Origin of the sequence: Claveliimonas sp. (assembly GCF_037273965.1) — a bacterium.
Lineage (GTDB): Bacteria > Bacillota > Clostridia > Lachnospirales > Lachnospiraceae > Claveliimonas > Claveliimonas bilis.
In genome coordinates, this window is the sequence record NZ_JAYAZJ010000079.1 from 21,280 (window position 1) to 28,825 (window position 7,546).

The following is a 7,546-nucleotide window of genomic DNA, read 5'->3' on the forward strand; positions in this document are numbered from 1 at the left end:
TCTCCTACATACGGCGGAAACGCTGATATCTTCTTTCTGTCAATTCTTCTTCCGGCATTTCCTGATAAACAGTTAAGAACCTCTGAATATCCTGGCAAAGGTTCTCCGTTACCTTCTCTATGTTCATAACCGTATAGTGCTCCGGTTCCGGAATCACCTTTTCTACGATCCCCGCCCGATAAAGATCTCCGGCAGTCAGTTTCATGACTTCTGCCGCTTCTTTTGCCTTGGTACTGTCTTTCCACAATATACTTGCAAATCCTTCCGGAGACAAAATTGAATAAATGGAATTTTCCAGCATCCACACCTCATCGGCGGTAGCCATAGCAAGTGCGCCGCCGCTTCCGCCTTCGCCGATAATAACAGAAAGTACCGGAACTTTCAAAGCGGACATTTCATAAATGCTTCTTGCAATCGCTTCTCCCTGCCCTCTCTCTTCTGCTTCCAGTCCGCAGAACGCGCCGGGCGTATCTACAAAACAGATGACCGGTCGATGGAATTTCTCTGCCTGTTTCATCAGCCGGAGAGCTTTGCGGTATCCGTCCGGTGAAGGCATTCCGAAATTCCGTTCAATATTCTCTTTCGTATTTGTTCCTTTTGCCTGTGCGATCACTGTTACCGGCTGTCCTTTAAACCTAGCAACGCCTCCAATGATCGCCTTGTCATCTGCAAAATATCTGTCTCCGTGAAATTCCATAAAATCCGTAAATAAAGCACGGATATAGTCTTCGCCTACCGGCCGGTCCTTCATTCTGGAAAGCTGCACTCTCTCCCACGCGCTGATATCCTGGCCGGAAAGCTGTCCTTTTTCCTTCTGGTTTTCAGATTCTTTCAGGGAAGGGCTCTCAACCGCTGCCTTCTCCTTTTTATGAAGTTTAAGGATCTCCGAAAGTACTGATTTCATTTCCTGACGCTCTACAATCCGATCCACAAATCCATGTTCCAAAAGGAACTCGGATCTCTGGAATCCTTTCGGAAGCTTCTGACCGATAGTCTGTTCAATCACCCTCGGCCCTGCAAAACCGATCAATGCTTTCGGTTCAGCCAGGATAACATCTCCCAGCATGGCAAAGCTTGCCGTCACGCCTCCCGTTGTCGGATCTGTCAGTACGGAAATATAGAGAAGGCCTGCATCGCTGTGGCGCTTCAATGCAGCAGATGTCTTAGCCATCTGCATAAGGGATGTGATCCCCTCCTGCATTCTGGCTCCGCCGGAACAGGCGAACAGGATCACAGGCAGCTTTTCTTCTGTCGCTCTTTCTATTGCTCTTGCAACCTTTTCTCCCACTGCCTCTCCCATGCTTGCCATGAAAAAACGACCGTCACATACGCCGATCACAGCGTCGGTCCCCTCAATCTTCGCTTTTCCTGTCACAACTGCTTCCCGAAGATTTGTTTTCTCCTGGACTGCCTTCATTTTTTCCGGATATCCCTTATAATCCATAGGATTTCCGCCGATCAGGTCTTTGTCCCACTCCTCGAATGTTCCCGCATCAGCGATCATTTCAATCCTTCTGTAGGCATGGACGCGAAAATATCCTCCGCACTTCGGACAAATATAATATCCCCGTTTTACATCTTCGGCAATAATAGCGCTTCCGCATTTATTACATTTTCTAAGCAGTCCTTCCGGCACTTCGGGGCGTTTTTCCCGCAATGAAATATAAGATTTTTTCCCAGATGCTGTTCTGGTCTTTTTGAACATATTTTCTAACTTCATTTCTTCGCTCTTTCCAGTTCCTCAATAAATTCAATATCTATATTTCCAGCTATGTAATCCGGGTTGTTCAGAATTTCATACTGGTAGTCTACATTGGTGTCGATTCCCTCAATAATGATCTCGCCGAGAGCGCTCTGCATTTTCCGTATGGCTTCCCCGCGGTTTTTGGCCCACACGATCAGCTTGGCGATCATGGAATCATAGTAAGGCGGGATGGTATAACCGCTGTAAATTGCAGAATCGATGCGTATTCCCTTTCCTCCCGGAAGATAGATATCTGTGATCGTCCCCGGTGAAGGGCGGAAGCCTTTTTCCGGATTTTCAGCATTGATTCGGCACTCGATGGCATGACCGGTAAGTTTTACATCTTCCTGGGTATAGGAAAGCTCCATTCCAGATGCAATGCGGATCTGCTCTTTGATCAGATCAATGCCTGTCACCCATTCCGTAACGGGATGTTCCACCTGTATTCTGGTATTCATTTCCATGAAATAGAAGTTTCCATTTTTTTCCAGAAGAAATTCAATGGTTCCCGCATTGACATATCCTGCTGCCTTCGCAGCCTTTACTGCCGCCTCGCCCATTTGCCGGCGCAGATCTTCTGTAAGGGCCGTGGAGGGAGATTCTTCGATCATCTTCTGATGATTTCTCTGGATGGAGCAGTCTCTCTCTCCAAGATGAATGACATGTCCGTATTCATCCGCCAGAATCTGAAATTCAATGTGACGCGGGTGTTCTACAAAGTGCTCAATGTACATCGTATTATCCCCGAACGCCATCTGCGTTTCCTTCTGTGCTGTCAAAAAGCTGGACTCAAATTCTTCCGGTGTCTGTGCAACGCGCATTCCTTTTCCGCCGCCTCCGAGAGCTGCCTTTACAATAACAGGATACCCTACTTCTTCCGCGACTTTGGCACCGCTTTGCGCATCGTAGATCGGCTCCTTACTTCCCGGAATAACCGGCACGCCGGCCGCCACCATTGTATTTCTTGCTTCCTGCTTATTTCCCAGCTTTGCAATGACTTCGGCTTTCGGGCCGATAAAGGTAATGTTGCACTGCTCGCACAGCTCGGCGAATCTGCTGTTTTCTGAAAGAAATCCAAAACCCGGATGAATGGCGTCGGCTCCGGATATGATCGTCGCGCTGATAATGCGGTCCATGCTTAAATAGCTCTCTGTCGAAGGCGCCGGACCGATACAGACAGCTTCATCTGCAAGCTGCGTATGAAGCGCTTCTTTATCCGCTTCCGAATAGACGGCAACGGTCTCAATCCCCATTTCCCGGCACGCCCGGATAATGCGCACTGCAATCTCGCCGCGGTTGGCGATCAATACTTTTTTTATTTCATGTCTCATCTGTTTCACCTGTTTCCTCTTAACCTACCATGAAGGTCAGCTCCGCGCTGACTACAACCTTCCCGTCCACACTGGCTGTTGCCTCTCCAATTCCCATGGGACCTTTGGCTTTGATAATCTTAGTCTCCAGTCTCACTTTATCTCCGGGAACAATCTTCCCTTTAAATTTACATTTACTGATACCGCCGAAATAGGCGATCTTTCCCTTGTTTTCTTCCTTGCTTAAAATTGCAACCGCACCTACCTGTGCAAGGGCCTCTACCGTCAGAACGCCGGGCATAACAGGCTCCTGGGGGAAATGCCCTTTGAAGAAGTCCTCCCGGTATGTGACACATTTGTATCCCACAGCAAACTGTCCCGGTTCATAATCTTCGATGTAATCCACCAAAAGGAACGGATGTCTGTGAGGTATGATCTCTTTGATCTGATTAATATCTAAATGGTTCATATGTCCTCCTTCCGGAACTAGGAAATGCGGAATAAAGGCTGTCCGTACTCAACTCCCTGCCCGTTTTCTACAAGGATCTCCGCAATAGTTCCGTCGTAATCACTCTCAATTTCATTCATCAGCTTCATAGCCTCAACGATTGCAAGTACCTGTCCTTTTTTCACTGTGTCGCCCACAGATACATAGGCCTTTGCATCTTCTGCCGGAGCCGCATAAAATGTTCCTACAAGGGGAGACTTCACGATCTTTCCGCCAAGGTCTGCCGCCTTCACTTTTGTTTCCTGTACTTTATCATCAGCGCTGGTATCCTCCGCTGCTCCTGTACTTTCTCCCGCTGCCGCGGAAGATACAAAGGCTGGCGTGCCGGCTGCAAATTCCATAGCCGGTCCGGAACACTGTGTCGCAATTACAGTGTCTTTTTGCTTTGTCAGATGTATTTTTACCCCTTTTTCTTCATATTTCAGCCCAGTCAGTTCTGAATCAGATACTGCCTGGATCAATGTCAGCAGGTTTTTAAATTCCATGTTTGATATACTCCTTTTACTCTTCGTATTTTTTAATCAGTAAAGTAGCATTGTGTCCGCCAAATCCGAGAGAATTTGTCATGGCGTAATGAATTTCTTTTTCGACCGGCGCTCCTATAGCATAGTTCAGATCGCACTCTTCGTCTGCCTGAACGGTTCCCATAGTCTGATGGATGAAGCCGTCTTCAATGGCCTTTACACAGGTAATAAATTCTACGCCGCCTGCTGCCCCAAGCAGATGACCGATCATGGATTTTGTAGAGTTGATCACTACATCTTTTGCCGCTTCGCCAAAAGCTCTCTTGATGGCTCTTGTCTCAAACAGGTCGTTGTGATGTGTACTTGTCCCGTGAGCGTTAATATATTCAACCTGCTCTGGCGATACGCAGGCTTCCTCCATAGCAAGCTCCATGGCCTTTGCGGCTCCGGCTCCGTCCTCTGCCGGAGAGGTAATATGGTACGCATCCCCTGTAGAGCCGTATCCGACTACTTCCGCATAGATCTTTGCTCCTCTGGCCTTTGCATGCTCCAGCTCTTCCAGAATCACAACTCCGGCTCCTTCTCCCATAACAAATCCATCTCTGTCCTTGTCAAAGGGGCGGGATGCTTTCATTGGATCTTCATTCAGAGAAAGCGCGGTAAGCGCGGTGAATCCTGCCACTCCGGTAGGACAAATCGCACTTTCTGTTCCTCCGGCGATCATAATATCTGCATCATTGTACTGAATTGCCCGGAATGCATCACCAATACAGTTTGTACCGGAAGCACAGGCTGTCACCACATTCGTACATTTTCCTCTGAATCCAAGCTGAATGGAAACATTCCCTGCCGCCATATTGGAGATCATCAGAGGCACCATAAGCGGATTTACTTTGCCAGGTCCCTTTGTGCTGATCTTTTCACAGCTGGATTCCGCCTGCTGCAGACTTCCGATTCCGGATCCGATAATGACGCCGGCGCGGAAAGGATCTTCTTTTTCAATATCAAGTCCTGAATCCTCATAGGCTTCTTTTGACGCGGCAACAGCATACTGTGAAAATGCTTCCATTCTCTTGGCCGCTTTAAAATCCATTCTTTCTTTTGCCACAAAATCTTTGACTTCTGCAGCGATCTTTACTTTATAATCAGAAGTATCAAATTTCGTGATAGGCCCGATTCCTACTTTTCCTTCTTTAATTCCTGCCCAGAAATCTTCTACCGTATTTCCGATCGGAGTCACCGCTCCAAGTCCTGTCACTACTACTCTTCTTTTCATCATATTGCCATTCCTCCGTCTACCTGGATCACCTGTCCTGTAATATAACCTGCAGCGTCTGAAGCAAGGAAGGCTGCTGTCTTTGCAATATCTTCCGGTTTTCCGAATTTCCCAAGGGGGATCTGAGCAATAGACGCTTCTTTTACCGCATCAGACAGTACGTCTGTCATCTCTGTCTCAATGAATCCCGGTGCAATTGCGTTGACTGTAATTCCCCTGGAAGCCAGTTCTCTGGCCGCTGCTTTCGTAAGACCGATCACTCCGGCCTTTGAGGACGCATAGTTTGCCTGTCCTGCATTTCCGCTGATTCCCACAACAGAAGACATATTAATGATACGTCCGCTTCTTTGCTTCAGCATCTGTCTGGAAACAAAACGGATCGTGTTAAATGTTCCCTTTAAATTCACGTCGATCACCTGGTCAAAGTCCTCCTCTGACATCTTCATCAAAAGACCGTCCCTGGTAATCCCTGCATTGTTCACCAGAATATCAATTCTTCCATACTCTTTTACAACATGTTTCAGAAATTCTTCGCATGCGTCAAATTCTGATACATTACACTGATAAATTTCGGCGCTGCCGCCGTTTTTCTCTATCTCCGCCTTTACTTCCTCTGCCCGCTCTTTCGAACCATTGTAATTGATCACCACAAATGCTCCGGAAGCTGCAAGTTCCAGGGCAATTGCCCGTCCGATTCCACGGGAGGCTCCTGTTACTACCGCTACTTTCTGTTCTTCCATTTTCCATTTGGGACGGGGTATTTTGAAAAATATCCCGTCCCTACCTCCTTCGATTTACTTTAAGTTCTCTACCACTTTTTCCACATCGTCCCATGTCCCAATGTTGTATACCTTCACATCGCGGCTGATCTTCCGCATAAATCCGGCAAGTGTCTTTCCCGGACCGATCTCCACAAAAGTGTCCACACCGTCGGCGATCAGGTTCTCCATACTCTGCTGCCATTTTACAGAAGAGCTGACCTGCTTTGCCAGCAGATCTCTTGTCATTCCGATATCGCTGACCTGCTCTGCTGTTACATTTGTCACATACGGCACTTTCAGAGGGGACAGCTCCACATCCTTCAGAACTTCAGCCAGTTCTTCCCCTGCTTTTTCCAGCATAGGAGAATGGAACGGACCGCTTACGTTAAGCATAACTGTCCTTTTCGCTCCGGCCTCTTTCAGTTTCTCTGACGCTTCCTCCACTGCCTTTGTCTCTCCGGTAATGACAATCTGTCCCGGGCAGTTGTAATTGGCAATGGAAACACCTGCCATTCCCTCAATGACTTTCTCAATGGTTTCTCCTGTCATACCCATCACTGCCGCCATGGCTCCTTCTCCTGCCGGCACCGTGTTCTGCATCAGCAGACCTCTTTTTCGCACCAGACGGATGGCATCTTCATCTTTCATGCCGCCTGCTGCCGCAATAGCAGAATATTCTCCCAGGCTTAAGCCCGCCGTCACATCCGGATGGATGCCGGCTTCCTCCACAACCTTTGTCATGGCAAGGCATGTGGTTACCAGCGCTGCCTGTGTATATTCTGTCAAATCCAATTTATCGTTCTCATGAAAGCACAGGTCTTTCATGTCAATGTCCATGTTATCTTTCAGTACTTCTGACGCCATATCATATACTGCTTTGGCGGATGTACTGTTTTCGTAAAAATCTGCACCCATTCCGCATTTCTGGGCGCCCTGCCCCGGGTAAATAAATGCAATCTTACTCATAAAATCCTGCTCCTTTTATCAGCGCATCTGTTTCCTTCACCAGCTTATCGATCAGCTCCTTACAGGTCATTTTTTCTTTTACCATACCTGCGATCTGACCTGCCATTACACTTCCGTTCTTCACATCGCCTTCCACAACGGCCTTGCGAAGTCCTCCAAGTGTCAGAAGCTCCAGCTCTTCAAAACTTGCCCCGCTGTTTTCCAGTTCCAGATATTTTTTTGTCATGTCGTTTCTAAGCGCACGGACCGGATGTCCTGTCGTACGTCCTGTCACGCGTGAATCAATATCTTTCGCTTTAAGGATACGCTCTTTATAGTTTTCATGTACCTGGGACTCTTCTGTTACAACAAAATGAGTTCCCATCTGTACTCCCTTCGCTCCCAGCATAAATGCAGCGGCAATTCCTCTTCCGTCCGCAATTCCTCCGGCAGCAATTACAGGAATATTCACGGCATCTACTACCTGCGGTACCAGTACCATCGTCGTATTTTCACCAATGTGTCCTCCGGCTTCCGT

The 7,546-nt window shown here is 47.8% G+C and carries 8 protein-coding genes; all 8 read right to left on the bottom strand.

Annotated elements, in window-relative coordinates:
• Positions 1 to 4 precede the first annotated feature (4 nt).
• Positions 5 to 1,720 (bottom strand): acetyl-CoA carboxylase carboxyltransferase subunit alpha, encoded by a 1,716-nt coding sequence (locus WJ238_RS07085; protein ID WP_230105169.1) that lies wholly within the window; start codon positions 1,718 to 1,720, stop codon positions 5 to 7.
• A complete protein-coding gene (locus WJ238_RS07090; protein WP_230107586.1) occupies positions 1,717 to 3,075 on the bottom strand; it encodes an acetyl-CoA carboxylase biotin carboxylase subunit in 1,359 nt (452 codons plus the stop codon). The genes WJ238_RS07085 and WJ238_RS07090 overlap by 4 nt, the downstream gene beginning before the upstream one ends.
• A 19-nt stretch (positions 3,076 to 3,094) precedes the next feature.
• The gene (gene fabZ / locus WJ238_RS07095) at positions 3,095 to 3,523 is read right to left on the bottom strand and encodes a 3-hydroxyacyl-ACP dehydratase FabZ (protein ID WP_230105168.1); all 429 of its coding nucleotides are present in this window, start codon (positions 3,521 to 3,523) and stop codon (positions 3,095 to 3,097) included.
• Between the two features lie 17 nt (positions 3,524 to 3,540).
• The gene (gene accB, locus WJ238_RS07100; protein WP_337606537.1) at positions 3,541 to 4,047 is read right to left on the bottom strand and encodes an acetyl-CoA carboxylase biotin carboxyl carrier protein; all 507 of its coding nucleotides are present in this window, start codon (positions 4,045 to 4,047) and stop codon (positions 3,541 to 3,543) included.
• A 16-nt stretch (positions 4,048 to 4,063) separates the two neighbouring features.
• Entirely contained in the window at positions 4,064 to 5,302 is a 1,239-nt protein-coding gene (gene fabF, locus WJ238_RS07105) for a beta-ketoacyl-ACP synthase II (protein WP_230107585.1), read from the bottom strand.
• Positions 5,302 to 6,042, bottom strand: a complete 741-nt coding sequence (gene fabG, locus WJ238_RS07110) for a 3-oxoacyl-[acyl-carrier-protein] reductase (RefSeq protein WP_337606538.1) — start codon at positions 6,040 to 6,042, stop codon at positions 5,302 to 5,304. Before fabG ends, fabF begins: the two co-directional genes overlap by 1 nt.
• 54 nt (positions 6,043 to 6,096) lie before the next feature.
• Entirely contained in the window at positions 6,097 to 7,029 is a 933-nt protein-coding gene (gene fabD / locus WJ238_RS07115; protein WP_337606540.1) for an ACP S-malonyltransferase, read from the bottom strand.
• Positions 7,022 to 7,546 (bottom strand): nitronate monooxygenase (locus WJ238_RS07120; RefSeq protein WP_337606541.1); only part of this gene is annotated, 525 nt, incomplete at its 5' end. The genes WJ238_RS07120 and fabD, both read right to left, overlap by 8 nt.

Bases quoted from the DNA above. Each gene is read 5' to 3' on its own strand.
- accB (WP_337606537.1), bottom strand. From the start codon at position 4,047: ATGGAATTTAAAAACCTGCTGACATTGATCCAGGCAGTATCTGATTCA.
- WJ238_RS07085 (WP_230105169.1), bottom strand. From the start codon at position 1,720: ATGAAGTTAGAAAATATGTTCAAAAAGACCAGAACAGCATCTGGGAAA.
- fabZ (WP_230105168.1), bottom strand. From the start codon at position 3,523: ATGAACCATTTAGATATTAATCAGATCAAAGAGATCATACCTCACAGA.
- fabD (WP_337606540.1), bottom strand. From the start codon at position 7,029: ATGAGTAAGATTGCATTTATTTACCCGGGGCAGGGCGCCCAGAAATGC.
- fabG (WP_337606538.1), bottom strand. From the start codon at position 6,042: ATGGAAGAACAGAAAGTAGCGGTAGTAACAGGAGCCTCCCGTGGAATC.
- WJ238_RS07090 (WP_230107586.1), bottom strand. From the start codon at position 3,075: ATGAGACATGAAATAAAAAAAGTATTGATCGCCAACCGCGGCGAGATT.
- fabF (WP_230107585.1), bottom strand. From the start codon at position 5,302: ATGAAAAGAAGAGTAGTAGTGACAGGACTTGGAGCGGTGACTCCGATC.